The organism is Streptomyces sp. CA-250714, assembly GCF_050936705.1.
Taxonomy (GTDB): Bacteria; Actinomycetota; Actinomycetes; order Streptomycetales; family Streptomycetaceae; genus Streptomyces.
In genome coordinates this window covers 1,911,886-1,936,470 of the sequence record NZ_JBNJMI010000002.1, presented here as the reverse complement: position 1 = coordinate 1,936,470, position 24,585 = coordinate 1,911,886, and the positions used below count along the sequence as shown (strand labels likewise).

Sequence of the window (24,585 nt, the reverse complement as noted above, 5' to 3'; positions counted from 1 at the left end):
GCCACATCCCGTGTGACGTGGATCACCGCTAGCGTGACGGACGTTGCGCCGTGTGTTCACGGCGTCGCATCCAGGTGCGTCCATGCGGAGAAGGGAGATCCCATGCGGGTCGGAGTGCTGACCGGGGGCGGCGACTGCCCCGGTCTCAATGCGGTCATGCGGGCTGTCGTCCGTAAGGGAGTCCAGCAGTACGGCTACGAGTTCACCGGGTTCCGCGACGGCTGGCGCGGACCGCTGGAGGGGGAGACGGTCCGGCTCGACATCCCGGCGGTGCGCGGCATGCTGCCGCGCGGCGGCACGATCCTCGGCTCCTCGCGCACCAACCCGTTCAAGGAGGAGGACGGCGTCCGCCGGATCAAGGAGAACCTCGCGAAGTACGAGGTCGACGGGCTGATCGCGATCGGCGGCGAGGACACCTTGGGCGTCGCGGCCCGGCTGACGGACGACTACGGCATCCGCTGTGTCGGCGTGCCCAAGACGATCGACAACGACCTGTCGGCGACGGACTACACCTTCGGCTTCAACACAGCCGTCACCGTCGCCACCGAGGCCATCGACCGGCTGCACACCACGGCCGAGTCCCATATGCGGGTGCTGGTGGTCGAGGTCATGGGGCGGCACGCGGGCTGGATCGCCCTCCACTCGGGGCTGGCGGGCGGCGCCAACTGCATCCTGATCCCCGAGCAGCGGTTCGATGTCGACCAGGTCTGCGAGTGGGTCACCTCCCGCTTCAAGGCGAGCTACGCGCCGATCGTCGTGGTCGCGGAGGGTGCGATGCCCAAGGGCGGCGAGATGGTCCTCAAGGACGGCTCCACGGACTCCTTCGGGCACGTCAGGCTCTCGGGGGTCGGCGAGTGGCTGGCCAAGGAGATCGAGTCCCGCACCGGCAAGGAGGCCCGCACCACCGTCCTCGGCCATGTGCAGCGCGGCGGCACCCCCACGCCGTTCGACCGCTGGCTGGCAACCCGCTTCGGGCTGCACGCCATCGACGCGGTACGGGACGAGGAGTGGGGCAGCATGGTCGCCCTCCGCGGTACCGACATCGTCCGTGTCCCGCTCGCCAAGGCCACCGAGAAGCTGAAGACGGTGGACCCGGCGCTCTACGAGGAGGCGGGCGTCTTCTTCGGCTGACGCGTCCCTCGGGCGCCGGCGAGGGACGCGGCCAGCGCGGGATCCGGGGAGGAACGAGGAGAAGGGAGCCCCCTCGGGGGCTCCCACCCCTCACACCGGGGTGCTCACATCACACCGGGGTGCTCACGGCCGTCCCGCGCTCGCGGCTCCCTCGCTCACCGCCGCCAGCAACTGCGCCGTCACGGTCACCCCGTCCAGGGTCAGCACCGACTCCGGGTGGAACTGCACCCCGGCGAAGCCGGGCCCGCGCAGCGCGTGGACCTCGCCGGTGGCCCGGTCGCGGCTCAACTCGACGCCGTGCAGGGCGAGTTCGGCGGCGGCCTCGTCGTCGCAGCGTGCGGTGTAGGAGTTGTAGAAGCCGACCGTCTCCTGCCGCCCGAACAGCTCGATCGTCTCCTGCGCGCCCTGGTGGGGGCGCTGCTTGCGGACCAGCTCCAGACCCAGTTCATCGGCGAGCAGTTCGTGCCCGAGGCAGACCCCCAGCAGTGGCTGCCGCCGGGCACGCACCAGTTCGCGGGTGAGGCCGCGCAGCAGCCGCATCTTCGGGTCGGCCGCATCGCGCGGATCGCCAGGGCCCGGGCCCAGCACCACGGGCCCCTCGTGCCGCAGCGCCGCCTCGGTCAGTCCGGGCTCGTCGTAGCGGCGTACCCGCACCGGGTGCCCCGTCGAGCCCAGCAGGTGCGCCAGCATCGAGGTGAAGGTGTCCTCGCCGTCGACGACCAGCACCTGCGCCGCGTCGGCCCGCTCCTGCCGCCCCACCCGCATCCGCAGCCAGAACGGCGCGAGCCCGGCGCGCCGCCCCTCCAGCGCGGCCCGGACCCGCGGGTCGTCCGCCAGCCGCGGGCGCGGACCGTCCGGCGTACGGTCCCGTGCCTCGCGCACCCCCAGCGCCGTCAGCACGCCCGCCGCCTTGGCGTGTGTCTCCGCCACCTCGCTCGCCGGGTCGGAGGCGCGCACCAGCGTGGCACCCACCGGCACCCGCAGCCGGCCGCTGCGCGCGTCGATGTCAGCGGTGCGGATGAGGATGGGGGAGTCCAGCGTCTGGGCGCCGCCCGAGTCCTGGCCGAGCAGCGCGAGAGCTCCCGCGTAGTAGCCGCGCCCGCCGGCCTCGTGCCGCTCGATGACCCGGCAGGCGTTCTCCACGGGAGAGCCGGTCACCGTCGCGGCGAACATCGTCTCGCGCAGCACCTCGCGCACATCCAGCGTGCTGCGGCCGCGCAGCTCGTACTCGGTGTGCGCCAGGTGCGCCATCTCCTTCAGCCGCGGCCCGACGACGACCCCGCCCTCGTCGCCGACGGTGCACATCATCTTCAGCTCCTCGTCGACGACCATGGACAGCTCCTCGCTCTCCTTGCGGTCGGCCAGGAAGTCCAGCAGCCCCGCCACATCCGGGCCCTGCGGCGGATAGCGGTAGGTGCCGCTGATGGGGTTCATCACGACGGTTCCCCCGGTCATCCGGACATGTACTTCCGGACTGGCACCCACCAGTACGCGGTCGCCGGTGTGGACGACGAACGTCCAGTAGGCGCCCTGCTCACCGCGGAGCAGCCGCCCGAACAGGGCCAGCGCGTCCGCCCGGGAGAAGCCGGGGACGCGGGCCAGGTAGTCGCGCCGGATGACGAAGTTGGCGCCCTCGCCGGCACCGATCTCGTCCGTGACGACCCGGCGCACGATCTCCTCGTACGCGCTGTCGGCCACATCGAACGCTCCCTGCTCGACGCGCACCGGATGGTCCGGCAGCGCGGCGAGCGTGCCGGTCAGCGGCAGCTCGTACCGCTCGTCGGGCAGCAGCACGGACAGCGGTGTGCCGTCGTCCCGTACATCGAAGCCGCGTTCGCGGATCTGCCGGAACGGTACGAGCGCGAGCGCGCCCGCCTCGCCGTCCGGGCGCACGGGCAGATCGGCGAGCCGCTCCACCTCGTGCACGCTGCCGGTGAGCACCTCGACGAGATCGGAGTCCCGGCCGGGCGTCCGCCTGCGCAACAGCGCGAACGGTGGGGCGTCGTCGCTGGTCAGACGCTCGACAAGGGCGGCGGGTGAGGGGGTGTGGGCCGGTGTGGCGGTGCGGTGCATGCGGGGTCCCTTCGCGTGTACGAGGTGTACGGGAGGAACGGCCGCGGAAACGCAAAGGCCGCCCCTCGGGCGGCCTGGCACGTGACTGAGCTTGTTCAGTGCATACGCGCGTCGTGGCGGGCCGCCGTGCGGGCGGGCCACCACCAGTTCATGGTCGACAGCGTGTGCATGCCGGACACCATAGCGGACCAGCAGGCAGCCGTGTCCGCCTCCGCGTCCGGAGACCCGCCGCGCCGCGCGGCCAGGATGCCCGGACCGGGTGCGCCAACGCACCCCTGCAGAGGCGCACTTGAACACCGCTCGGCAGCCGCTCGTCGAGCGGAGCGGGTCCGCTCCCGGGCAGCGCGTTCCGGGCCACTGAGGTGCTGGGCGAGTGCGCCGGCACCCGCGAGGGCTGCGCGGCCACCGCCGCTGGACCTGCCGTTTCCGCTGGGGGAGCCGCTCCACGACGGCCCGCCGCCGGTTCCCCCGATGCCGCCGCCCGCCCGCTGTGCCGCCCCGGGCGCCGTCCCCGCCCGGCCGCTGGTGATACGGGTCTCGTATGGCGGGCAGCTGAACAGGTTTCCCGTACAACCCCGTAACCTTGGGTCCGTGACTGTGAACGCCCACACCGATGCCGGTGCCCACACCTGGCGGGACCTGCCCGCAGCACAGCAGCCCGACTGGCCGGACCACGAGGCTCTGCGTACCGTCCTCGCCGAGCTCGAGTCCTATCCGCCGCTCGTCTTCGCGGGCGAGTGCGACCAGCTGCGGGAGCGGCTGGGGTCGGTCGCGCGCGGTGAGGCGTTCCTGCTCCAGGGCGGCGACTGCGCCGAGGCGTTCGACCAGGTCAGCGCCGAGCACATCCGCAACAAGCTGAAGACGCTCCTCCAGATGGGAGCCGTCCTCACCTACGCGGGCTCGGTTCCGGTCGTCAAGGTGGGCCGGATCGCGGGCCAGTACAGCAAGCCCCGCTCCAAGCCCACCGAGACCCGCGACGGTGTGACGCTGCCCTCCTACCGCGGCGACTCGGTGAACGGCTTCGAGTTCACCCCCGAGGCCCGCAGGCCCGACCCGGAGCGGCTGAAGCGGATGTACCACGCGTCGTCCGCCACGCTGAACCTGGTCCGCGCCTTCACCACCGGCGGCTACGCCGATCTGCGCCAGGTGCACGCCTGGAACCAGGACTTCGTCAAGTCCAGCCCCTCCGGGCAGCGGTACGAGGCGCTGGCGCGCGAGATCGACCAGGCCATGAAGTTCATGCACGCCTGTGGCACGGACCCCGAAGAGCTGAAGACCGTCGAGTTCTACTCCTCGCACGAGGCACTGCTGCTCGACTACGAGTCGGCGCTCACCCGCGTCGACTCGCGCAGCGGCAATCTCTACGACGTGTCCGGGCACATGGTCTGGATCGGCGAGCGCACCCGGCAGCTGGACGGTGCGCACATCGAGTTCGCCTCCCGGGTGCGGAACCCGATCGGGGTGAAGCTGGGCCCCACGACGACCTCGGAAGAGGCGCTCGCCCTCATCGAGCGGCTCGACCCGGACCGCGAGCCGGGCCGGCTCACCTTCATCACCAGAATGGGGGCCGACAAGATCCGTGACCGGCTCCCCGAGCTGGTGGAGAAGGTCACCGCCTCCGGCGCCACCGTGGCCTGGGTCTGCGACCCGATGCACGGCAACACCTTCGAGGCGGCCAGCGGCCACAAGACGCGCCGCTTCGACGACGTCCTGGACGAGGTCAAGGGCTTCTTCGAGGTCCACAAGGGCCTGGGCACCCACCCCGGCGGCATCCACATGGAGCTGACCGGTGACGATGTCACCGAGTGCGTGGGCGGCGGCGACGAGATCTTCGTCGACGATCTGCACCAGCGCTACGAGACGGCCTGCGACCCGAGGCTCAACCGCAGCCAGTCGCTCGACCTGGCCTTCCTGGTCGCGGAGATGTACCGCGACCAGTGACCGGAGGCGTCCGCGCCCGGTCATGTACTGCCGCACCGTTGGGGCCCGCATCACCTGTGTGACGCGGGCCCCAGTGGCGTATGTGGACAGGCCCAGATGGGTAAGGTTAGGTTAACCTCAGCAAGTCTGAGACTGACCGGATCGATCCGAGGCGGAGGTGGCCGCGTGTACGTCTGCTCGTGCTTCGGCGTCACCGAAGAGCAGGTGCAAGAGCACGCGGCGGCGGGGGCGTGCACCCCGCGCCAGATAGCCTCCGCCAGCAAGGCCGGCACGGACTGCGGTTCCTGTGTCCGCCGTATCCAGGGCATCCTCGGCCGGGGTCAGTGCCCACGCCGAGCAGCCCTCGACCGCGGCGAGTCCCCGCTCACGGCCCAGCCGTCACCGGCCCCAGCTGCTGCTTAGGCTTGCGGCGCCTCTTGCGCACCCCGCATGGGGGCTGCGCTTGCCCACCCTGCGCCCCTGGCGCAGACTGCCCAAGCTTCGCCGGAAGGGCACCCCCTCACGTCTCCTTGGGGGCCGTCTGCTCGATCTGCCGGGAGATGTAAAGCGCTTCGCCCAGCTTGTCGATCAGGTCGAGCTGGGTGTCCAGATAGTCGATGTGGTGCTCCTCGTCCGCGAGGATGTCCTCGAAGATGTTGGCGGACGTGATGTCGCCCTTGTTCCGCATCAGGTCGATGCCGCGCTTCAGCCGGTCGATCGCCTCGACCTCGATCTGCCGGTCGGCCCGGAACATCTCGGTGACGGTCTGGCCGACCCGTACATGGAAGAGCCGCTGGTAGTTCGGCAGGCCCTCCAGGAAGAGGATGCGGTCGGTGAGCCGCTCCGCGTGCCGCATCTCGTCGAAGGACTCGGCGCGGGTGTACTCGGCGAGCTTGGTCCAGCCGAAGTGCTCCTGCATCTTCGCGTGCAGGAAGTACTGGTTGATCGCGGTCAGCTCGGCGGTGAGCTGTTCGTTGAGGAACTCGATGACCTCGGGGTCGCCCTGCATGGTGGCGGGCTCCTTCCAGGGGCATGACGCATGTACCGGGCAGTGCGCGCCTTGCGTGGCGCGCAATCGCGCATCCTGTCACCGCCCACCGGCTCGGTCCAGTAAGTGCACGCTTACCGGGTGTGCCCAAATTTGCTGTTGTGAGCGGTGTCGAGCTCCCCACCGACTACCCGCTCGGGGGGTGGTCAAGACCAGCGCCCCGGGTCTGTCACCATGGGGACATGGGTCAGCCGCAAAGCCGCGAAGGGGAGCAACCGGAGCTTCCGCCCGGGCAGCGGCTCCAGCGTGGGTGGCCGGTCACCCACTACGGCCCCGTACCCAAGTTCCGCCGGGAGCGGTGGGACTTCCGGGTCTTCGGCGCCACGGCGGACGGCGAGAAGCACTGCTGGGACCATGAGCAGTTCTCCGCGCTGCCGTACCGGACCGTGGTGGCCGATCTGCACTGCGTCGCGAAGTTCAGCATGCTGGGCGCCGAGTGGGGTGGCGTACTCGCCCGTACGATCCTCGAACTGGCGCCGCCCGCGGCCGATGTCACCCATGTGATGGTGTGGGCGGAGTACGGCTTCAGCGCGAACCTGCGGCTGTCGGACTTCACATCTGAAAAGACGGTCTTCGCCACGCACCGCGCCGGTGAGCTGCTGACCGCCGAGCACGGCTTCCCCGTCCGCCTCGTCGTGCCCCATCTGTACGCGTGGAAGGGCCCCAAGTGGGTCCGGGGCATCGAGTACATGACGGCGGACCGCCGGGGCTTCTGGGAGGAGCGCGGCTACCACAACATCGGCGACCCCTGGAAGGAACAGCGCTACTCCTACCAGGAGGAGCCGGGGGACGGCCCGGAGCTGTAGGCGCTCCGCCCGCCCCCCGTCCCGTCAGTGGTGGTACTGGTGCACCACCGCGTGGCCCTTGCCCGCGCTGATGAGCCGGCGGTTGACCGGCGTGGTGACCACGAAGGCGACGGCGAAGGCCACCGCGAGGGCGCCCCAGAACAGCCCCGTGTCCAGATGCGCGTCCATCGCGCCGGGGACCAGCAGGATGACGCCGTTGTCGACCAGCTCCATGACCAGGATGGAGACCGTGTCGGCGGCGAGGGCGACCTTGAACGCCGTACGGAGATCGAGGCCGGCGCGGACGACGGCGTACATCGTGAAGCTGTAGCCGAAGGCGAACGCAAGGGCGATCGCCAGCGCCATGGTGGGCGCGTTGTGCCAGGCCAGAGCCGTACCGATCACCATGCCCAGAATCTCGCCCACCGCACAGCCGACGAGGCAGTGCAGGGTGGCCTTGGCCGCTGTGGCCCAGGAGGAGTGGACGGCGTCGTGCTGGGCGTGCTGAGTCATGGGACACCTCGTCGTGAGCAGAGCGGATAGCGCTGTCGCGTCGCCATAACGTTATACCCCTTGGGGGTATTCCACCAGTGTCCGGATGAGCCTCAGCGGTCCCGCAGTTTCTTCAGCATGGCCACGTCCGCCGCGTGCCCCTCCTTGCGGCCCGGGGTCTCGATCACCAGCGGTACGCCCGCCGTCAGCGGATGGGCCAGCAGCTCGGCGAACGGCTCGCTCCCTATGTGGCCGGCGCCGATGTTCGCGTGCCGGTCCTTGTGCGCGCCGACCACGTCCTTGGAGTCGTTGGCGTGGATCAGCCGCAGTCGCCCAGGCCCTGTCACCGACACCAGCTCTTCCAGGGTGCGTTCCACCCCGCCGGGTGCGGCCAGGTCGTGGCCGGCGGCGAAGACATGGCAGGTGTCGAGGCAGACGCCGAGCTTCGGATGGTGCTCCAGCGCCTCGAAGTACGGGGCCAGCTCGTGCACTTGGGAACAGAGCGAGGCGCCCTGCCCGGCCGTCGGCTCCAGCAGCAGCCACGGGTCGTCGTCGTGGGTCAGCTCGTCCAGCAGCGGCATCATCAGCTCGCGCGCCTGGGCGAGCGCCGTCGACCTGGACCGGCCGCCGGTCGCCGCGCCGGTGTGGACGACGACACCCAGCGCGCCGATGGCACGCCCGCGCCGCAGCGAATGCCGCAGCGAGAGCACGGACTTGGTGGCCGTTTCCTCCGTGTGCGAGCCGAAATTGATCAGATAAGGAGCGTGTACATACGCGGGAAGTCCACGCTCCGCGCATGCGGTGCGGAATTCGGCGTCCTGGTCCGGATTTCCGGGCGGCGTGGCCCAGCCGCGCGGATTCGCGACAAATACCTGAAGTGCTTCGGCGCCGATATCTGCGGCATAGGAAATACCAGTGGCGGCCAGGCCCCCGGCTACGGGGACATGGCCGCCAATGGGATTACGCATGCGCTGCGTCTCGTTCGTGGTCACACCACTCAGTATGCCGAGTTGACGTTGTCCATCGAACCGTAGCGGTCCGCCGCGTAGTTGCAGGCGGCGACGATGTTCGCGACCGGGTCGTACTGGTCGTACGCGGTGCCCTCGACGTGGTAGGCGTCGAAGGTCGGCTTGATCACCTGGAGCAGGCCCTTGGAGGGCACGCCGTTGACGGCGTTGATGTCCCAGTTGTTGATGGCCCGCGGGTTGCCGCCGGACTCGCGGATGATGTTCCGCTTGATGCCCTCGTAGGAGCCGGGGATGCCGTGCTTGGCCATGATGGCGCGGGCCTCACGGATCCAGCCGTCCAGGTTGTTCGGGTAGCTGGGCGCGGCGGCGCGCTGCTTGGAGCGGTTCGCCGCGGCCTGGACCGCACGCTCCTTCGCCGCTGCTGCCTGAGCCTTCTCCTGGGCCGCGGCCTTGGCGGCACGCTTGGCGGCATCGGCCTTGATCGCGGCGGCTGCCTCGTCGGTGCTGGTGAAGCTCTTGGCGGTGGTGGTGGCGTCCTTGACGCTCGCCACCTTCTCGGCGTCGGCGGGCACCTTCACCAGGGACTGCTCCTGGGCGGTGAGGTCCTTGCCCTGCTTGGGCAGCACCGAGGAGTGGGAGCTGAAGGCGACGCTCTCAGCGGTGACCTTCTTGGCCGTGGCCTGGCCGGAGTCGCCGTGGGCCGCCGTGCTCGGGAGAACCGTCGCGGCCAGGGTGGCGACGCCCGCGGCGCCGAGACCGATGGCGGAGAACTTCTTGGCCTTGGGGCTGAGACTGAGGCTGGAGATGTTGGGCATGAGGAAGTGCGGAACCTTTCATCGCTGGCGTCGTCGCAGAGGCGGGGGAGCCGGGGAGAAACGCCGAGTGCTGTTTCGGCGCCGTGCGACGACCGCAATTGTTAAAGGGCCCGTTTTACGAAATCAAAGGTGTGACGTACTACCTGAATTCGTTGCCGGGGGTCCGCGCACACCGCGTTTTTCACCCCTGCATTCCAGGTCGCGCGGTGGATTCCTTTCCACTACTCCATGTCGTAGGTGACGTGCGTCCTATGGGTGGGCTCACATGCCGCAAGGCCGGGCACCACTGCCCGTGACGGGATATGCGCGCCAAGTCGGACATGACTCCACGCACGGTGACCGATCCACCACACGGAAAAGCCCCGCGAGTCGGCCGGCGTACCGGCCGTCGCGGGGCTGTGCGGAGCAGGGGTGAGCGGGGGCGGGAGAGGGCTCAGCGGAGCCAGATGGTGACCTCCGAGCCCCGGGGCGCCTGCTCGCCGCTGTCGGGGGACTGGTTGAAGACGGTGTCGCCGAAGAAGATGCGGCGTACGTTCACCTCGAAGCCCGCCTGCTCCAGCTTCGAGGTGGCCTCGTCCTCGCTGCTGCCCTCCACATCCGGCACCTCGACCATGTCGGGGCCCTTGGAGACGGTGAGCGTCACCGTGTCGCCCTTGGCCGCCCTGGTGCCGTCGGTGGGCGACTGACGGGCGATGGTGCCCTTGTCGTGCTCGGAGTGGACTCGCTCGGACGCGATACGGACCTTCAGGCCCGCCTCCTTCAACTCGTCCACCGCGTCGCTCTGGTCGTCACCGACCACATCGGGCACGTCCACGGGCGCGCCCTTGGAGACCGTGAGCGCCACGGCCACGCCCGGCCTGCGCTTGCTGCCGGGGGCGGGGTCGGTGGAGACGACGGAGCCCTGCGCGGTCTCCTCGTCGAACCGCCGCTTGACCACCCCCGGCTCGAGACCGGCGTCCTTCAGCTTGCGGCGGGCGTCCGAGAGCGGGGTGCCCTTCAGATCCGGGACCTTCACCACCTGGGGGCCGCGCGAGACGGTCAGTGTGACGCTGCCCGTCTTGCGGACGCGCTCGCCCGGCTTCGGGTCGCTGCTGATGACATGGCCGCGCTTGACCCGCTCGCTGTAGTCGCGGTCCACCTTCACATCGAGCCCGGCGTCCGACAGCGTCCTCGTCGCCTCGGACTGGGTCTTGTCCAGCACGGCGGGCGTGCGGATGAACTGCCCGGAGTTGACGTACCAGACACCCGCGCCCACCAGCGCGACCAGCAGCACCCCCAGTGTCACCAGCACCCAGCGCGGCTGGAGCGCCCGCCGCCGCGGGGCGCCGCCACCGGGCCCGACCGCGCCGTCCGGCGGAGCGGTGGGCGGCGCGGCCGGGGGCGCGCTCAGCAGCGCCGTACGGTCCAGCGGCTCCGCGTCCGGCACCGGGTCGTCGGCCGCGGTCCCCGCCGGGCGGGGGATCACATAGGTGTCGGCCTCGGTCCGCGTGCCGGCGTCGGTGTGCGCTGCCGCGGCCATCTCACCGGGGACCGGGGAAGCGTCCTCGGCGGCTGCCGGACCCGCCGGACCTGCGCCGTCGGCCTTGGCCTGCGGCGGCACCGCGTCCAGCTCCTCGTCGGTCAGCGCCGCGCGGGCCGTCCGCACCTCCGACAGCAGCGCGACAGCGTCCTCGGGGCGCCCCTCGGGCGCCCGCGCCGTCGCCCGCGCGACCAGGGCGTCCAGCGCCGCCGCCATCCCCGGCACCGAAGCTGACGGGGCCGGCATGTCCTTGTTCAGATGCTGGTAGAGCACCTGCGCCGGGGAGGCCCCCGAGTGCGGCTTGCTGCCGGTCAGCATCTCGTAGAGCATCACGCCGCACGAGTACAGATCCGTACGCGGGGTCGCCGTACCGTCCTCGATCTGCTCCGGCGCCAGGTAGGAGACGGTGCCCAGGATCGAGTCCGTCGTCGCGGACGTCTGGCTGTCCACGGCCCTGACGAGCCCGAAGTCGGCGACCTTCACCCGGCCGTCGTCCCCTATCAGCACGTTCTCCGGCTTCACGTCCCGGTGTACGAGACCGGCACGGTGCGCCGCACCCAGCGCGGCCAGCACGGGCTCCAGGATGTCGAGTGCCGCGCGGGGGCGCAGGGCGCCCCTGTCGCGCAGTACGTCGCGGAGCGTGCAGCCCTCCACGTACTCCATCGCGAGGTAGACGTATGTGCCGTCCGTGCCCTGGTCGAACACCCCGACCACGTTGGGGTGCGCCAGGCGCGCGGCGGACTTGGCCTCCCTGATGAAGCGGGTCACGAACGTGTCGTCCGCGGAGAGGGAGGTGTGCATCACCTTCAGGGCCAGCACGCGGTCCAGGCGGGTGTCCATGGCGCGGTACACGGTCGCCATGCCGCCGACGGCTACCCGGGCGTCGACGCGGTACCGGCCATCGAGAACCTGACCGACCAGGGGGTCCTTGAGGGTGGTGTCCATTGCGCAGAGTGTACGAGGGGCCTGCGCCGGCTCGGCCGTGTGGTTGCGGGTTGCGGAGGATCTGGAGCCGAACAGTGACAAGCCGTCGGCGCCGCCCTCGCTAGTGGAAGGCGGGGCGCTCGGGATCCAGCACGGGGACTCCCTCAACAGGCGAGGACGCCTCCGCGAAATGGCGTCGGGGAATGCGCCCCGCGCGGAAAGCCAGGCGCCCCGCCTCGACCGCACGGCGCATGCCCTCGGCCATCAGCACCGGTTCCTGGGCGCGGGTGACGGCGGAGGCCAGCATCACGGCGGCGCAGCCCAGCTCCATGGCGAGGGCGGCATCGGACGCCGTACCGGCACCGGCGTCCAGGATCACGGGGACCTCGGCCCGCTCGGTGATGAGCTGGAAGTTGTGCGGGTTACGGATGCCGAGCCCGGAGCCGATGGGGGAGCCGAGCGGCATGATGGCGGCGCACCCCACGTCCTGGAGCTTCCGCGCGAGCACCGGGTCGTCGTTGGTGTACGGCAGCACGGTGAAGCCGTCGTCCACCAGGGTCTCGGCGGCGTCGAGCAGCTCGACGGGGTCGGGCAGCAGGGTGCGCTCGTCGGCGATGACCTCCAGCTTCACCCAGTCGGTACCGAGCGCCTCGCGGGCCAGCCGCGCGGTCAGTACGGCCTCGCCCGCCGTGTAGCACCCGGCGGTGTTCGGCAGTACGCGGATGCCGTGCTTGTCGAGTACGGACAGCACGGATCCGCTCACGGAGGGGTCCAGCCGCCGCATGGCGACCGTCGTCAGCTCCGTACCGGAGGCCAGCAGGGCGCGTTCGAGGATGTCGAGGCTGGGCGCGCCGCCGGTGCCCATGATCAGGCGCGAAGTGAAGGTGGTGTCGCCAATGGTCAGCGGATCGTCGGCCATCGCTGTGCTCAGCCTCCCTGGACTGCGGTGAGAACTTCGACGCGGTCGCCCTCGCCGAGCGGGGTGGCGGCCCAGCGGCTCCGGGGGACCACGTCCTCGTTGAGCGCCGCGGCCACCCCTGAGGGCGCGGTGGTGAGGGTGGCCACGAGCCGGTCGAGGGTGAGCCCGGCGGCAATCCGGCGGGGCTCGCCGTTGACCGAGACGGTCAGCATCCGGGTGGTGGACGTCATGCGGGCTGCTCCTGGAGATGGGAGGCGGCGAAGCGCCGGGGTGCGAAGGGGCGCGCGGACTCGGGCAGTTCGCCCGTTGTCAGCAGTTCGGCCAGCACCTCGCCGGTGACGGGGGTCAGGAGTACGCCGTGCCGGTAGTGGCCGGTGGCCAGGTGGAGACCCGGCAGTGCGGTGGGGCCGAGCAGCGGCGCGTTGTCGGGGGAGCCCGGGCGCAGTCCGGCGCGGGTCTCGGCCAGCGGCAGTTCGGTGATGCCGGGTACCAGTTCATGCGCGTCCCGCAGCAGCTCGTAGACGCCGCCCGCGGTGACCGTGGTGTCCCAGCCGAGCTCCTCGCTGGTGGCGCCGACGACCAGCTCGCCGTCCTCGCGCGGCACCAGATACAGCGGGCCGCCGCGTACGACGGCGCGGACCGTACGGGAGAGGAAGGCGCCGTGTCGGGCGGCGGGCATCCGCAGCCGCAGGACCTGGCCCTTCACCGGGCGGACCGGCGGCGCCACTTCAGGCGGCAGGCCCTCCAGCGTGCTGCTGCGGGATCCCAGCGCGAGCACTGTCTGCCCCGCGTGCAGCTCGGTGCCGTCGTCGAGGGCGGCCCCCGCGGCGCGGTCGCGGGCGGTGAGCAGCCGCACCGCGCGGGAGCGCCGGAAGGTGACCCCCGTACGTTCACAGGCGCGCAGCAGCGCGGTCGCCAGCCGGCGCGGGTCGATCTGGTGGTCGCCGTCCACGCGGGCTCCGCCGCGTACCGAGGGCGCCAGCATCGGCTCCAGGCGGCGGCACTCGCGGCCGGTCAGCCACTGCGAATCCAGCCCGCACCGCTGCTGGAGCGCGTGCAGCTCGCGCAGATGGGCGCGGTCGTCGGCGTCGAGCGCGACCGCGAGGGTGCCGCAGGCCCGGTAGCCGGTGTCCAGCCCGGTGGCGGCCTCCAGTTCGGCGACGAAGTCCGGATAGCGCGCCGCCGAGGCGAGGTTGAGGTCCAGCAGCGTCTCCTCGCCGTAGTGCAGCTCGGTGACGGCCGCCAGCATGCCCGCCGCCACCTGTGCGGCGCCGCCGCCGGGCTCGGGGTCGACGACGGTGACCGCCAGCCCGCGGCCGGCGGCGCGCCAGGCGGTGACCAGGCCGATGAGGCCGCCGCCGAGGACGAGCACATCGGGGCTCGCACCCCGTCCGTCGGGGGTGGCGTCCTTCGCGGTGCGCTCCGCAGGAATCGAGATGACGCGCATGGGCGCTGCTGCTCCCTTCGCCGGAATGACCCGGATCAGGTTCGGACGGTCGGAGGCCGTCAGCCTCCCTCTCAGCCCGGTGCGTCCGGGCTCCCGCGTATGCCGTAACTACCGCACCCACCCTACTGCGGTGCCTCCGAGCCGGGTAAGGCCCACCGGCGCCCGGCCAGGCGCCACGCGACGCTCGACCGGCGGCCCTACGACCGGTGACCGATGGCTGCACGAGCCGCCCGGCATACAGTGATCGCGTGAGCGACAGTCAGAAACAGCAGCGGGTCGTGATCGTGGGTGCCGGTATGGCCGGCGTGCAGACCGCCGTGCAGCTGCGGGAACAGGGCTGGCCCGGTTCCGTACGGCTGATCGGGGCGGAGCCGCACGCGCCGTACGACAGGCCGCCGCTGTCCAAGGCCGTGCTCCTCGGTACGGGAGAGGCGGCGGAGGCACCGCTCTTCGAGATCGACTTCGCCGGGCTGGACATCGAGCTGGAGCTGGGCAGAACCGTCACCGGGCTGCATGCGGGCGAGCGGCTGCTGGTCACCGACGCGGGGCCCGTCCACTACGACCGTCTGGTGCTGGCGACCGGCGCCGAGCCGGTGACCCTGCCCGGCAGCGAGGGCGTGCCCGGCGTCCATCTGCTGCGCACCCTGGACGACGCGCGGCGGCTGCGGCCGGTGCTGGCCGAGCGGGGCCGGATCGTGGTGGTCGGCGCGGGCTGGATCGGCGCGGAGTTCGCGACGGCGGCACGCGAGCGGGGCTGCGAGGTCACCGTCGTGGAGGCCGCGGACACCCCGCTGCCGGGCGCGCTTCCCGCGCAGGTCACCGAGCCGATGCGGGCCTGGTACGCGGAGGCCGGGGCGACGCTGCGCACCGGGGTGGCGGTGGCGGCGGTCGAACGCGGTGAGGTGCTGCTCGCCGACGGCACGCGGCTGGCGGCCGACGCGGTACTGGTCGGGATCGGTGCCCGTCCGGCGACCGGCTGGCTGCGCGACTCCGGCGTGGAACTCGGCCCCGACGGTGCCGTGGCCGCCGACGCCCGGCTGCGCGCCCCGGTCTCGGGCAGTCACGACTTCGGCATCTACGCCGTGGGCGACTGCGCCTCCTTCCCGTCGGCCCGGTACGGCCGGCGGCTGCTGATCCACCACTGGGACAACGCGCTCCAGGGCCCCCGTACGGTTGCCGCGAACCTGCTGGCCGAGGGGCACGCCGACGGGGAGGCCGACAGCGTTGCCTACGATCCGGTGCCGTACTTCTGGTCCGAGCAGTTCGGCCGTTTCGTGCAGTACATCGGCCACCACGACCAGGACGACGAACTGGTGTGGCGCGGCTCTCCCGACAGTGCAGCCTGGAGCGTGTGCTGGCTGCGCGGGGAGCGGCTCGCCGCGCTGCTGGCCGTCGGCCGTCCGCGCGATCTCGCGCAGGGCCGGAAGCTGATTCAGCAGGGTATGACCGTGGACCGGACACTGCTGGGCGACGCGGCCGTCGCCCTGAAGCAGGCGGCGCGGTAGTGACCGTCGGTCCCAGATGGCAGTCTGGAACCCGTGACCGAGATTGACGCAAAGACCGATGCTCTCGTCCCCGCCTGGCTCACCCTTCCCGACGTCGCCGAGAAGCTCGGCGTCGAAGTGACCCGGGTACGGCAGCTCGTGAAGGAAGGCCAGCTGATCGCGGTGCGGCGGGAAGCGGAGTCCGGAAACAGGGTGCTCCAGGTTCCGGCCGCCTTCATCGGCGAGGGGCGGATCGTGAAGGGCCTGTCGGGCACCATCACGCTCCTGAAGGACGACGGCTTCAGCGACGAAGAGATGCTCGAGTGGCTGTTCACCGAGGACGAGTCCCTGCCCGGCTCGCCCGTGACGGCCCTGCGGGAGAACCGGGGCACGGAGGTCAAGCGCCGCGCCCAGGCGCTCGCCGTCTGACGCCGCTGCCCCGGGCCGGCCGGCCCGGGGCACCCGGAAGAACACCGACACCACCGGGTGCGTGGGCCCGCTCGCGGGTCCACGCACCCCCTCATGGGGGGAAGCACCGCACGATGTCCCGCAGCACCACCACGCCCGCCGCGTCCACCGGCTCCGGCCCGTCCGCCGAAGCGCGGAAGCGGCTCGGCGACGCACGGCTGTATCTGTGCACCGACGCCCGCAGGGAGCAGGGCGATCTGCCCGAGTTCCTGGACGCGGTGCTGGCGAACGGCGTGGACATCGTCCAGCTGCGTGACAAGGGCATGGAGGCGGCGGAGGAGCTGGCGCAGCTGGCCGTCTTCGCCGAGGCCTGCCGCCGGCACGGCGCGCTGCTCGCCGTCAACGACCGCGCGGACGTGGCCCACGCCGCCGGCTCCGACGTGCTCCACCTCGGCCAGGGCGATCTCCCCGTTCCCGCAGCCCGCGCGCTGCTCGGCGACGAGGTGCTGATCGGCCGCTCCACGCACTCCGCGGCCGAGGCGGACGCGGCGCTGGCCGAGCCCGGCGTCGACTACTTCTGCACCGGTCCGTGCTGGCCGACCCCCACCAAACCGGGCCGCCCGGCACCGGGGCTGGATCTCGTCCGTCACACCGCCGCCCGTACCACCGCGAATCCGGCGGCACGGCCCTGGTTCGCCATCGGCGGGATCGACGCGGACAACCTGGACCAGGTGCTGGAGGCCGGGGCCCGCCGGGTGGTGGTGGTCCGCGCGCTCACCCGGGCCGACGATCCGGGGGCCGCCGCGGCCTCGCTGGCGCAGCGGCTGCGGGAGGCGGCCGACGGCGACCCGCACCCCTGAGTGCAGTGACCCGGCCGTTCCCGTAACACGGGGTGGCCGCCTGTCCAACAGGTGGACATCGGCCATCCGGGAAACGGACAGATCATCCCTTAACGTGGCAGTGTCGAGCCGCTCTACAGGTCAGGCCGCTAGCCTGCATCCATGGCCATCGGTATCTCAGCTCCCAGGACAGACCGTCCGCCGACTGTGCGTGATCTGCTCGCGAGCGGAGAGCAGTCCTACTCCTTCGAGTTCTTCGCGCCGAAGACCGAGAAGGGAGAGCGGACCCTGTGGGACGCGCTGCGGCGCATCGAGGCGGTGTCCCCGACCTTCGTGTCCGTCACCTACGGAGCGGGCGGTTCCTCGCGTGAGGGCACGGTCCGCAACACCGAGCGCATCGCAAACGAGACCACGCTGACCCCGGTCGCGCACCTCACCGCCGTCAACCACTCGCGGGCCGAGCTGCGCAACGTCATCGGGCAGTACGCGGACGCGGGCATCCGCAACGTGCTCGCGCTGCGCGGCGACCCGCCCGGCGACCCGCTGGGGGAGTGGGTCGAGCACCCCGACGGGATCAACTACGCCTCCGAACTCGTGGAGCTGATCAAGGAGTCCGGCGACTTCTGCGTCGGCGTGGCGGCCTTCCCCGAGATGCACCCGCGCTCAACCGACTGGGAGAGCGACATCCGGCACTTCGTGAACAAGTGCAAAGCCGGTGCCGACTACGCCATCACCCAGATGTTCTTCCGGGCAGAGGATTACCTGCGGCTGCGTGACAAGGTCGCCGCGGCCGGCTGCCACACGCCCATCATCCCGGAGATCATGCCCGTCACGAACGTGAAGCAGATCGAACGGTTCGCGCAGCTGAGCAACGCCACCCTGCCGACCGAGATGATCGAGCGACTCCACGCGGTCCAGGACGATCCGGCAGCGGTACGCTCGGTGGGAATCGAGTACGCCACAGACTTGTGTGCGAGGCTGATGGCCGAAGGCGTCCCGGGGCTGCACTTCATCACGCTCAACCACTCCACGGCGACGCTGGAGATCCACCAGAATCTCGGCCTTCGGGAGAGGGCTAACCTGGGCCTTCGCAAGGGGGCTTGAGCCACGGATCCGCCCATGAGGGCGGCGGGAGCGGGAAGAGGGGCGTAGATGGGCTGGACGGTCCTCTATATCGCGTTCGGCGTCGTTGCGCTGTGGCTGCTGGGCGAGGTCCTGCTCCAGTACAAGGCCCGGCTGCGCTGGCGGGCGCTGGCCTTCGCCGGCTTCCTGGGCGTGGTGGTGGGCACCGTGCTGCCGTCGGTCATCGTGATCGGCGTCGGCATCGCGGCCTTCGCCGTCGGCCAGACGTTCGTCACGCTCTCCGTGCGGAGCGGGTTCACCGCCGGGTGGTCGCTCGGCGGTGGCCCCGGCTCCAGCCGGCGCCGCCGCGGGGGCGCGGCGCCCGGCCCTGACACCGCCTCGCTCCAGGTCTCCGACCTCCAGACCCACGGCCCCGGCGCCGTGCAGGCCCCCGGCACGCTTCCGGTGCCCGATCCCGTCGACGACTACGGCCAGCAGGGCTACGGCCAGCCTGAGCCCGCCGCCCAGTTCGGCACGGGAACCGGCGCCGGGCCCGATTACGCCTACGCCGGCTACGACGCGTACGGCGGCACCGGCACCGGCACCGACGGCTACGAGGAAGAGACCTCACTCTTCGGCCAGGCCCCGGGACCGATGCCGACGCCGGGACCGATGCCGGCCCAGGCGCCCGACCAGACCCAGGTGTTCGCCTACGGGGACGGGTCCGGCGAGCAATACGCCGGTCAGTACGCCGGGTACCCGGACCCCGCCGGAGCCGCCGAGTACCAGAGCTATCCCGCCCAGCAGGAGTACGCGGACCCGTACGCCGGCTACGGCGGTTACGCCGACGAGTACGGCTACCCGGCGACGCCGCCCCAACAGCCCGCTCAGCCGTACTACCCCGATGTCCCCGAGACGCCGCCCGGTGGCGTCTGGGTCCCCCAGCAGCGGGACGCCGGTGCGCCCCTGCCTCCGGCCGAACCGCCTGCCCCGTACGGCTACGGGAACGAGTACGGCGACTACTACGCCGACGACGCGGCCTCCCAGCCGCAGCCCCAGGCCCAGGCCCAGCCGTATCCGCAGCAGACGCCGCAGTATCCGCAGGACTACTACGGCAGCGGCCAGTACTGAGCCCCGCCTGACGCGGGGTGCCGGGGCTCAGACCGAGCCGCGCCACTCCGGGTCCTGGACCAGCCCCGCCACCATGGCGCCGCTCATGCCCGCCGCGGGCAGCCCGCCGCCCGGGTGGGACCAGCCGCCCGCCGCGTAGAGGCCCGGCAACCCGGTCCGGTTCGCGGGATACAGGAAGGCACCGCCTGCCCCGGGCAGCGCGGGCGGCGGCACCCGGCCGCCCGGAGCGCCCGTTTCCGCCTCGCTGTCCGCCGGGGTACGCACCTCGTGCCACAGCAGCCGCTCGCTCAGCCCCAGCCCCGCCGCGTCCGTCGCCGCCAGCAACTGCTCGGCGAGCCGCTCCGCCGCACCGGGTGCCTCGCCCGTCCCCGGAGGCACCGGCAGCGTGAGCACCGCCGTCTCGTGCTCGTCATCCGGGCGCAGCGCCGGATCATCGGGCCGCAGAACGGTCACCGGCTGCCCCGGCGCGTCGGCCCGGTGCACCAGCGTGCGGTGCGCCGTGCCCTCCGGGCGGGCGCCGCGCAGCGCGAGCAGCACGGTGAACCGGGCCGCGCCCCGTTCCGCACCGCCCTGGCCACCGGGCGCGGCGGGACCGCCGGCCGCGACGACCACGTCCGCGTCGGCCACCGAGCCGTCGGCCAGCTCCACACCCGCCGCCCGGCCGTCCTTCTCCCGTACGCCGGTCACAGCGCTGTCGAAGTGGAAGGTCACCCGCCGCTCCAGACAGCGCTCATAGAGCGCGTCGGCGAGCGCACGCATGCCGCCGCGTACGTACCAGGTGCCGAAGGTGTCCTCGACGTAGGCGAGAACGGCGGCGCTCGCGGGGGCCGTTGCCGGATCCAGACCGTGCGCCCAGACGCAGCCGCACAGCATCGCCGCCAGCCGTGGATCACGCAGCTCGTGCCGCGCGGCCTCGGCCAGTGTCGGCGTACGCCGATGGAACAGGCCCCTCTTCCGCAGAGCCGGATAGGCGCCGTCCCGAACGAGCGTGCCCCGGGAAGACGGCTCGTCGCGCAGCGGCTCCTCCAGCAGCGGGCGGCGCGTGGCCTCCCACGCCTCGCGGGCCCGGGTCAGCATCCCGGCCCAGCGCTCGCCCGCGCCGCCGCCCAGCGCCTCGTCCAGCGCGGCGATCACTTTGCCTCGGGAGGCGTTCGGCAGCGATACGGCGCTGCCGTCGCCGTCGGCGAACACATGGCGCGCGGTCACCGGCACCTGGACCAGCTCCACCCGGTCCTCCAGCCGCTCGCGGCCGGTCTTGACGAACAGGTCCCGGTAGACGGCCGGCAGGTGCAGCAGCCCCGGCCCGGTGTCGAAGGTGAAGCCCCCGCGCGCGTACTGCCGTACGGCACCGCCGTGCGTTCCGGCCCGCTCGTGCACCACGACCTCGTGCCCGGCGACAGCCAGCCGAGCCGCCGCCGCCATCCCACCCATCCCTGCCCCGACCACCACGATCCGTGCCATGCCCACCGACCCTACCGACCCCCACATCCAGTCAGGGGCGCGGGGAACTGCGCGCCCAGCCACGACAGACGCGCAGCCCGCAAGCTTCGGGCAGGGGCACCCCCCGGAAAGACGGAGAGGCGGGGCGCACGCAGGCGTAGGTACCCGTACTCACCCGAGATCTTGAGTACCCGAACGGATGGACCCATCCGTTCGGGTCGGCAGAGTGAGGCCACACGGAAGGGCACGGGGCCGCACCGCTGACACGGGGCCGCGGAACGGCGCCCGGCGCCTTTCCGGAAGCCACCCCCCGCACAGATGAGGCGGCCCCGCGCAGCGCGCGGGGCCGCCTCGCATAGGGGGCCGGTTCCGCGGTCAGCGGAGCCGGTCCCCGCCGACCCGGCCCTGGAGCAGCAGGGACAGCGCCCCGTGCACGTCCTCGATGGAGCGCTCCGGCTGGAAGGCCTTCCAGTCCAGCGCGGCCACCAGCACCATCCCCACCAGCGCGGCGGCGGTGAGCTGGATGTCGATCTCCTCGCTCAGCTCTCCCTCCGCGACGCCGGCCCGCAGTACGCCCTCCACCACGGCGACCGCTTCCTTGCGCACCATCAGCAGGGTGTCGTTCCAGGCCCGCCCGGTGCGCCACAGCTCGGCGACGTAGAGCTGGGTGAAGGCGGGATAGCGGTCGATGAACTGCAGCCCCGCGCGGACCATCGCGTCCAGCGCGTCCACCCGGCTGCCGCCCCGCCCGGCCGTCTCCTCGGCGGCCTGCCGCAGATCGGCGGTGAGCAGTTCCACCCCGTGCCGCAGCAGTTCCTCGAACAGCTCGGTCTTGCTGGCGAAGTTGTAGTAGACCGTGCCCTTGGCCACTCCGGCCCGTTCGGCGATCTCCTCCACGGTCGTGGAGGAGAACCCCTGTTCGGCGATGAGGGTGACCGCCGCGTGGAAGAGCTTGTCCCTGGTGGCGCTGCGGCTGCGTGGCGTGGTGGTGCGGGCACTCGTCATGCGGCCATTCTCCTCTCGGAACGACCTCGTCCTCACAACGAGATCTCCGGACGCAGCCGGTCCAGCGTCCACACCTGCTTACGGCGCGCGGTGACGGCCGTCAGCGCGAGGGCGCCCAGCGTGAAGGCCAGCAGCACCAGGCACGCCCGCCACACCGGCCACAGCTCCCCGCCGGTGATCAGATGCCGCAGCCCCTCCACCACGTAACTCATGGGCAGGAACGGGTGGATCGCGTTGAAGAAGCCGGGACTGGTCTGGATCGGGTACGTACCGCCCGCCGAGGTCAACTGGAGCATCAGCATCGCCAGTACGAGGATCCGGCCCGCCGGTCCGAAGCGCGCGTTGAGGAACTGGACGACGGCCGTGAAGCACGCCGTCACCAGCGCCAGGAAGCCCACCGTCGCCAGGCCGCGCGCCATCTGGAGGCCGAGCCCCCAGTGCAGCACGCTCATCAGCGCGGCCACCTGTGCCACCCCGATCGCGGCCACCGGCAGCCAGCCCGCCAGTGCGATCCGCCAGGCCGGGGCACCTGCCGCCAGCGCCCGCTTGTTCAGCGGCTGGAGCAGCATGTACGCGATCATCGCGCCGACCCAGAGGGAGAGCGGGATGAAGTACGGCGCGAAGCCCGTGCCGTAGTTGGGCGCCGTGTGCGCCTTGTGGGAGGCGAGGTCGACCGGGTCGGCCATCACGCCCGTACGGTCGTCGCGCTGCTTCTTGTCGTAGTCCGGGATCTGCTCGGCGCCGTCGTGCAGGCCGCCGGCCAGCTTTCCGGAGCCGTCGGCCAGTTTGAACAGTCCGCCGTCGAGCGAGGCGGCACCGCCGGACAGTTTGCCGAGACCGGTGTCGAGTGTCGCGGCGCCGCTCTTGGCCGTACCGAGCCCGGAGTGCAGCTTTCCGGCGCCCTTGGCGACCTTGTGGGCGCCCTTGTTGAGCTTGTTGATCTGCCGTACGGCGCTGTCCACGTCCTGCTGGAGGTGCGGGGCCCGCTTGGCGACGTCGTTCGCGGCGCGGTTGAGGTCGTCGAGGTCGCGGCCGAGCTCGTCGAGGTTCTTCTCGTTCTTGACGTACCCGTTGACCTTCGCGGCGACCCGAGCCGACCGCTCGGCGGCATCCGCGGCCTTCTTCAACTCCGGGCAGGAGCTTGGCGCGAGAGCCGTGCCGGCATTGCCGGTCTTGCCGGTGGAGGGCGAAGACGGCGAGGAGGGCGGGGGCGGCTGCGGTGCCTCGGGGGACGCGTCGCCCGGAAGTGTCACGTCAGGGCTGGGCCTGCCCGGAACGCCCTTGCCGGGAGCGCCCTTGCCGCAGCGTGCCTCGTAAAGCCTCGAGAGCGTGTCGGCGGCCTCGCGTGAGTCGGTCTGCGCGCGCTGGGCGGCGCCCGGCAGCTTGCTGAGGTTCTGCTTGAGCGTCTTGCTCGTACGGGCCACCCCGCGCGCGGCCTTGCCGATGTCGCCGCTGTGCGCCTTGAGGAACGGCCGCACCTTGCCGGCGGCGCCGTTCACCTTGTCGGCCAGCTTCTGGGTGCCCTCGGCGACCTGGCCCGCGCCCGTCTCCAGGGTGCCGGAGCCCTTGTGCAGCTTGGCCGTGCCGCTCTTGAGCCGGCCGCTGCCGTCCTCCGCGTCGCCGAGCCCGTTCTTGAGTTTGCCCGCGCCCTTCTTCGCCTTGCCGATGCCCTCGCCGAGATCGTCGGCGCCCTTGGCGGCCTTCGCCGTCTTGCCGTGCAGCGTGGAGAAGGAGACGTAGATCTTGTCGTAGAAGCCGCGCGACACCTTGCTGGAGGCGCTGGCGCGGACCTCGGAGAAGACGGTGCGGGATATCTGCCCGACGATGTAGTTGTTCGCGTCGTTGGTACGCACCTTGAGCGCACCCGTCTCGGGGGAGTCGCCCGAACTGGAGGAGACCCGCTTGCTGAAGTCGGCGGGCACCGTCAGCGACAGGTAGTACCGCCCGTCCTCGACCCCCTTGCGCGCGTCGGCCGCGCTGGTCTCGTGCCAATCGAACGAGTCACTGTTGTGCAGGCCCTTGGCGATGTCGTCGCCCGCGTTCACCTTCTCGCCCTTGACGGAGGCCCCCTGGTCCTCGTTCACCAGCGCCACCGGCACCTTGTCCAGGCGCTCGTACGGGTCCCAGAACGACCACAGGTACAGCGCGCCGTACAGCAGCGGCAGCAGCAGCATCGCGGCCATCGCGGCCCGCGGCAGCCGTCCCCTGCCGAACCGCTTCAGCTCAAGCGCGGCTAGCCTCGGCGAGCGCATCGTCCGCCCCCTCCCTCTCCAGGTCGTCGTCCCCTTCGGTCCGCGCGTCGCCGGACTCCCCGGCCGCCCCGGTCTTCCGCGCCTCGCGGTCGTCGCCCGCGCGGGCCTTCTCGATACGGACCACCACGGCGCCCTCGGCCGGCGGCTCGCTGCACACCGCGAGCACCGTGGTGCCCTCCTCCGCCACGGCGCGCAACAGCCCCCACGCGTCCCCGCGTTCGCTCTCCGACAGCTTCAGGTCCACATCGTCGACGGCCAGCAGCCGCGGCTCGCCCAGCAGCGCCAGCGCCACCGCGAGCCGCAGCTCCGTCGGCCGGTCCAGATCACGTACTGCTGTGCGTCCGCCCTTGGGCAGCGCGTCCAGATCGAGGCCCGCGGTCTCCAGCGCCGCCTCCAGCCGCGCCCGGCTCGCCGCGGCCCGCTCCTTGCGGGGACGCAGCAGCGCACGCAGCGGGCTGTCGAACCGCCGCTGGAGCAGTACGCGCTCGCGGAGTTGCTCGGTGACGGTCAGCGCCGGGTCCAGGTCGTTGACGCCGGGGACCGGGCCCAGCGCGCTGATCCGGCGTACAGCCGCGAGCCGCTTGGGCAGCGGGTGCCCGGCCACCTTGGCGTGCCCACGGCTCGCCTTCATCCGGCCGGTCAGCGCCAGCAGCAGACAGGTGCGTCCGGACCCGGACGGGCCGGTCACGGCGATCAGTGAGCCCGCCTGCGCGGTGAAGCTCACCCCGTCGAATACCGGGCCACGTGGCCCGTCGAGCCCGAAGTCCTCCGCCGATACGGCGGCTCCCCGCAGCTGTGTCACGGCCCCTCCCGCTCTCTGTCGCGCCTGCCGATACCGGGTCTGCTGTCGGCCTGCTGCCGGTCGGTCTGCTGTCCCGCCGCCGGTCGTGCCCGCAGGCCGCAGCGCCCGGCGCAATCCCGGA

At 71.7% G+C, this 24,585-nt stretch carries 22 protein-coding genes and 1 riboswitch; of the genes, 9 read left to right on the top strand and 13 right to left on the bottom strand.

Annotation, left to right across the window (positions count from 1 at the left end; all coding sequences use genetic code 11):
• Positions 1-102: 102 nt before the first annotated feature.
• Complete coding sequence (locus ACQEU8_RS27580; protein WP_433105725.1) at positions 103-1,131, top strand: 6-phosphofructokinase; 1,029 nt, start codon at positions 103-105, stop codon at positions 1,129-1,131.
• A gap of 123 nt (positions 1,132-1,254) precedes the next feature.
• On the opposite strand, the gene ACQEU8_RS27575 is transcribed toward ACQEU8_RS27580, so the two are convergent.
• Complete coding sequence (locus tag ACQEU8_RS27575) at positions 1,255-3,204, bottom strand: anthranilate synthase family protein (protein ID WP_433105723.1); 1,950 nt, start codon at positions 3,202-3,204, stop codon at positions 1,255-1,257.
• 597 nt (positions 3,205-3,801) lie between these two features.
• Here ACQEU8_RS27575 and ACQEU8_RS27570 point away from each other — a divergent pair.
• Together ACQEU8_RS27570 and ACQEU8_RS27565 are read left to right on the top strand one after the other, a co-directional pair.
• A complete protein-coding gene (locus tag ACQEU8_RS27570; protein WP_433108758.1) occupies positions 3,802-5,145 on the top strand; it encodes a class II 3-deoxy-7-phosphoheptulonate synthase in 1,344 nt (447 codons plus the stop codon).
• A gap of 165 nt (positions 5,146-5,310) precedes the next feature.
• The gene (locus ACQEU8_RS27565; RefSeq protein WP_433105721.1) at positions 5,311-5,547 is read left to right on the top strand and encodes a (2Fe-2S)-binding protein; all 237 of its coding nucleotides are present in this window, start codon (positions 5,311-5,313) and stop codon (positions 5,545-5,547) included.
• A gap of 97 nt (positions 5,548-5,644) precedes the next feature.
• Here the strand turns inward: ACQEU8_RS27565 and bfr are convergent, their stop codons facing one another.
• A complete protein-coding gene (gene bfr / locus ACQEU8_RS27560; RefSeq protein WP_433105719.1) occupies positions 5,645-6,133 on the bottom strand; it encodes a bacterioferritin in 489 nt (162 codons plus the stop codon).
• A gap of 221 nt (positions 6,134-6,354) precedes the next feature.
• Here bfr and ACQEU8_RS27555 point away from each other — a divergent pair, with 221 nt between their 5' ends.
• Positions 6,355-6,978, top strand: coding sequence for a sulfite oxidase-like oxidoreductase (locus ACQEU8_RS27555; protein WP_433105717.1), 624 nt, complete (start codon positions 6,355-6,357; stop codon positions 6,976-6,978).
• Positions 6,979-7,002: 24 nt separating this feature from the next.
• Here the strand turns inward: ACQEU8_RS27555 and ACQEU8_RS27550 are convergent, their stop codons facing one another.
• The 7 genes from ACQEU8_RS27550 to thiO form a co-directional block, all read right to left on the bottom strand.
• The gene (locus ACQEU8_RS27550) at positions 7,003-7,470 is read right to left on the bottom strand and encodes a DUF4396 domain-containing protein (protein WP_433105715.1); all 468 of its coding nucleotides are present in this window, start codon (positions 7,468-7,470) and stop codon (positions 7,003-7,005) included.
• Positions 7,471-7,562: 92 nt separating this feature from the next.
• Positions 7,563-8,417 carry a deoxyribonuclease IV gene (locus tag ACQEU8_RS27545; RefSeq protein WP_433108756.1) on the bottom strand — a complete coding sequence of 285 codons (855 nt, stop codon included), beginning with the start codon at positions 8,415-8,417 and terminating at the stop codon, positions 7,563-7,565.
• Positions 8,418-8,446: 29 nt separating this feature from the next.
• Positions 8,447-9,232 carry a transglycosylase SLT domain-containing protein gene (locus tag ACQEU8_RS27540; RefSeq protein WP_433105713.1) on the bottom strand — a complete coding sequence of 262 codons (786 nt, stop codon included), beginning with the start codon at positions 9,230-9,232 and terminating at the stop codon, positions 8,447-8,449.
• A gap of 433 nt (positions 9,233-9,665) precedes the next feature.
• Positions 9,666-11,696: a Stk1 family PASTA domain-containing Ser/Thr kinase gene (gene pknB / locus ACQEU8_RS27535; RefSeq protein ID WP_433105711.1), complete on the bottom strand. Its 2,031-nt coding sequence runs from the start codon at positions 11,694-11,696 to the stop codon at positions 9,666-9,668.
• A gap of 100 nt (positions 11,697-11,796) precedes the next feature.
• Entirely contained in the window at positions 11,797-12,594 is a 798-nt protein-coding gene (locus tag ACQEU8_RS27530; RefSeq protein ID WP_433105709.1) for a thiazole synthase, read from the bottom strand.
• A gap of 8 nt (positions 12,595-12,602) precedes the next feature.
• The gene (gene thiS / locus ACQEU8_RS27525) at positions 12,603-12,824 is read right to left on the bottom strand and encodes a sulfur carrier protein ThiS (RefSeq protein ID WP_433105707.1); all 222 of its coding nucleotides are present in this window, start codon (positions 12,822-12,824) and stop codon (positions 12,603-12,605) included.
• Positions 12,821-14,041: a glycine oxidase ThiO gene (gene thiO, locus ACQEU8_RS27520; protein WP_433105705.1), complete on the bottom strand. Its 1,221-nt coding sequence runs from the start codon at positions 14,039-14,041 to the stop codon at positions 12,821-12,823. Before thiO ends, thiS begins: the two co-directional genes overlap by 4 nt.
• Positions 14,037-14,148: riboswitch (TPP riboswitch) on the bottom strand. It overlaps the preceding gene by 5 nt.
• A gap of 189 nt (positions 14,149-14,337) precedes the next feature.
• On the opposite strand from thiO, the gene ACQEU8_RS27515 reads away from it, so the two are divergent.
• The 5 genes from ACQEU8_RS27515 to ACQEU8_RS27495 all read left to right on the top strand — a co-directional run bounded on the left by ACQEU8_RS27515 (position 14,338) and on the right by ACQEU8_RS27495 (position 18,965).
• A complete protein-coding gene (locus ACQEU8_RS27515) occupies positions 14,338-15,546 on the top strand; it encodes an NAD(P)/FAD-dependent oxidoreductase (RefSeq protein ID WP_433108754.1) in 1,209 nt (402 codons plus the stop codon).
• A 33-nt stretch (positions 15,547-15,579) separates the two neighbouring features.
• Positions 15,580-15,954: an Rv2175c family DNA-binding protein gene (locus ACQEU8_RS27510; RefSeq protein WP_209238355.1), complete on the top strand. Its 375-nt coding sequence runs from the start codon at positions 15,580-15,582 to the stop codon at positions 15,952-15,954.
• A gap of 113 nt (positions 15,955-16,067) precedes the next feature.
• Positions 16,068-16,793 (top strand): thiamine phosphate synthase, encoded by a 726-nt coding sequence (thiE, locus tag ACQEU8_RS27505; protein ID WP_433105702.1) that lies wholly within the window; start codon positions 16,068-16,070, stop codon positions 16,791-16,793.
• Between the two features lie 141 nt (positions 16,794-16,934).
• A complete protein-coding gene (gene metF / locus ACQEU8_RS27500) occupies positions 16,935-17,876 on the top strand; it encodes a methylenetetrahydrofolate reductase [NAD(P)H] (protein ID WP_433105701.1) in 942 nt (313 codons plus the stop codon).
• A 48-nt stretch (positions 17,877-17,924) separates the two neighbouring features.
• Positions 17,925-18,965, top strand: a complete 1,041-nt coding sequence (locus tag ACQEU8_RS27495) for a hypothetical protein (protein ID WP_433105699.1) — start codon at positions 17,925-17,927, stop codon at positions 18,963-18,965.
• Between the two features lie 27 nt (positions 18,966-18,992).
• Here ACQEU8_RS27495 and ACQEU8_RS27490 read toward each other — a convergent pair whose 3' ends face one another.
• From ACQEU8_RS27490 to ACQEU8_RS27475, 4 genes are all read right to left on the bottom strand, one after another.
• Positions 18,993-20,426 (bottom strand): phytoene desaturase family protein, encoded by a 1,434-nt coding sequence (locus ACQEU8_RS27490; RefSeq protein WP_433105697.1) that lies wholly within the window; start codon positions 20,424-20,426, stop codon positions 18,993-18,995.
• A 354-nt stretch (positions 20,427-20,780) separates the two neighbouring features.
• Complete coding sequence (locus ACQEU8_RS27485) at positions 20,781-21,410, bottom strand: TetR/AcrR family transcriptional regulator (protein WP_433105695.1); 630 nt, start codon at positions 21,408-21,410, stop codon at positions 20,781-20,783.
• A gap of 32 nt (positions 21,411-21,442) precedes the next feature.
• Entirely contained in the window at positions 21,443-23,662 is a 2,220-nt protein-coding gene (locus ACQEU8_RS27480; protein WP_433105693.1) for a YhgE/Pip family protein, read from the bottom strand.
• Positions 23,634-24,464 carry an ATP-binding cassette domain-containing protein gene (locus ACQEU8_RS27475; protein ID WP_433105690.1) on the bottom strand — a complete coding sequence of 277 codons (831 nt, stop codon included), beginning with the start codon at positions 24,462-24,464 and terminating at the stop codon, positions 23,634-23,636. The genes ACQEU8_RS27480 and ACQEU8_RS27475 overlap by 29 nt, the downstream gene beginning before the upstream one ends.
• Positions 24,465-24,585: the final 121 nt, after the last annotated feature.